Annotated in this window: 3 protein-coding genes; all 3 read left to right on the top strand. The window is 66.8% G+C overall.

Annotation, left to right across the window (positions count from 1 at the left end; genetic code table 11):
- Positions 1–99: 99 nt before the first annotated feature.
- From VI078_13655 to VI078_13645, 3 genes are read left to right on the top strand one after another with little or no spacing between them, the layout of a single operon-like run.
- Positions 100–255 carry a hypothetical protein gene (locus VI078_13655; GenBank protein HEY6000329.1) on the top strand — a complete coding sequence of 52 codons (156 nt, stop codon included), beginning with the start codon at positions 100–102 and terminating at the stop codon, positions 253–255.
- A 21-nt stretch (positions 256–276) separates the two neighbouring features.
- Positions 277–456 (top strand): hypothetical protein, encoded by a 180-nt coding sequence (locus VI078_13650; GenBank protein HEY6000328.1) that lies wholly within the window; start codon positions 277–279, stop codon positions 454–456.
- Between the two features lie 4 nt (positions 457–460).
- Entirely contained in the window at positions 461–1,429 is a 969-nt protein-coding gene (locus tag VI078_13645; GenBank protein ID HEY6000327.1) for a YqaJ viral recombinase family protein, read from the top strand.
- Positions 1,430–1,553 lie beyond the last annotated feature (124 nt).

Below are 1,553 nucleotides of genomic sequence, written 5' to 3'. Positions count from 1 at the left end.
GGGTGTCTGTCGTCCGAAATGACACCGAGCACCCGCAGCGCAACCCGGTGACGTGCGCCGACGTTCCCTCACGGCTGCATTTCATCGTGGAGTGCTGACATGGACTACACCGGCGCCGTCAACCCCTGGCACGACGATCCGAGCGAGCACGAGGCGGTGGTGCCCGACTTCTCGTGGCTGCGAGAACGGTACGGGAAGCGGGCGGCGAAAGAAGCGAAGGACGACAAGTCAACGCAGGACAACGGGAGGGAGTAGGTCATGGAAGGCATGACGATCATGAAGGCAATCGCAGACCTCAAGACCGAGCGGGACGAAGCCAAGAAGCGGGTTGCGGAGATCGACGCGCAGCTCGCGGAGATCGCGGGCACGCTGCCGCGGCGGCGGCGGGCGAAGGACGAGAAGCCCGCGCGCACGGGGCGCAGCAAGAAGCAGCCGGCGGCGCCGGTGGAGGGGTAGGGGCATGACCGACCGGGCCGCATGGTTGGCACGTCGCCGGCAGCACATCGGCGGCTCCGACATCGCGGCGATTGCCGGGCTGTCCCCCTACCGCGGCCCGCTTGCCGTGTACCTCGAAAAGCTCGGGCTGCACGAGACTCCCGACAACTGGCCGATGCGCCGGGGCCGGGCCCTGGAGCCGGTCGTGCTCGGGCTGTACCAGGAGGAGCAGGGCGTCGAACTGGAGCAGCGCGACCCGACGGACATGATCGTGCATCCCGGCAACCCCCTCTTCGCCTGCACCCCTGACGGGCTGGTGGTCGGTGGCGAGAAGGGCGTGGAGGCGAAGGCCCCGCTCTTCCGCTCGGCGGGCAACTGGGGCGAGCCGGGCACGGATGACGTGCCGGAATACTACCTCGTCCAGTGCCAGTGGAACATGATGTGCAGCGGGCGCGATCTGTGGGATCTAGCCGCACTGATCGGGGATGAGCCGCTGGCCGTCTACCCGATGCGCGTCAACCATGAGCTGATCGCGGCGCTGCGGGAGATCGCGGAGCGCTTCTGGCGCGACCACATCATCAACCGCGTGCCGCCAGCGGCGGACGGCTCTGAGTCAACGCGGGCATGGCTGCGGCAGAACTACCCCGAGGTCAGGCGGCCGATGCTGGAGCCGACACCGGAAGCCCTGCAACTGCTCGCGGACTACCGGCGCTTCAAGCCCGCGCTCGACTGCGCCGAGAGTGACATCAACACCATCAAGAATCAGCTCATGAACATGGTCGGGGACGCCGAGGGCATCGCGGGCGTCTGCACGTGGAAGAAGTCGAAGGACAAGACGGAGGTGGATTGGCAGGAGGTTTCACTCGTGCTCGGAGAGCGCCTTGGGGTGCTCCCGGGGACGGACGAATACGACGCGCTTGTCAAGGCGGCGACGTTCACGAAGCCGGGAGAGAGACGGTTTCTGTTTTCCAACTCCAGGAGGAAGAAGTCATGACGGAAGGAACCGCAGTGGCAGCGCCCGAAGCACCCTGCATCCCGGAGGTGCTGGAGCCGACCGCGCTGTCCGTGCTCACGAAGGCCGAGATCGACGTGCAGATTTCCACCGCGCACCAGTACCC

It is taken from the genome of bacterium (assembly GCA_036524115.1).
Lineage (GTDB): Bacteria > JAUVQV01 > JAUVQV01 > JAUVQV01 > DATDCY01 > DATDCY01.
Note: the sequence above shows the minus strand (reverse complement) of the source record. Positions and strands in the feature narration are given on the sequence as shown.

Bases quoted from the DNA above. Each gene is read 5' to 3' on its own strand.
- VI078_13655 (HEY6000329.1), top strand. From the start codon at position 100: ATGGACTACACCGGCGCCGTCAACCCCTGGCACGACGATCCGAGCGAG.
- VI078_13650 (HEY6000328.1), top strand. From the start codon at position 277: ATGAAGGCAATCGCAGACCTCAAGACCGAGCGGGACGAAGCCAAGAAG.
- VI078_13645 (HEY6000327.1), top strand. From the start codon at position 461: ATGACCGACCGGGCCGCATGGTTGGCACGTCGCCGGCAGCACATCGGC.